Below are 276 nucleotides of genomic sequence, written 5' to 3' on the forward strand. Positions count from 1 at the left end.
TGCCGAATACTCCACCCGAACCTTGTGCGTATGTTTTCTGGAATTCCGGCAGACGACCGACTACATCGAAGCTGACATTAGAAGAGAAGCTAACCTGTGGTTTGCCTTTTTCCAATCCTTTACCACTCTTGGTTGTGATGATAATCACACCATTGGAAGCACGGATACCATAAAGTGCAGAAGCAGCCTGTCCTTTCAAGATGTTGATACTTTCAATATCATTAGGGTCGATATCTACCGCACGGTTGGCGAAGTCGGCTCCGCTCACACTACCAT

General features: G+C 46.7%; 1 pseudogene. It reads right to left on the reverse strand.

Annotated elements, in window-relative coordinates:
• Positions 1-276 (reverse strand): annotated as a pseudogene (locus tag AB5935_RS27440) (TonB-dependent receptor plug domain-containing protein); the annotation flags it as partial.

This window comes from Phocaeicola sp. RTP21198st1_B8_RTP21198_201120 (assembly GCF_040929485.1).
Lineage (GTDB): Bacteria > Bacteroidota > Bacteroidia > Bacteroidales > Bacteroidaceae > Phocaeicola > Phocaeicola dorei.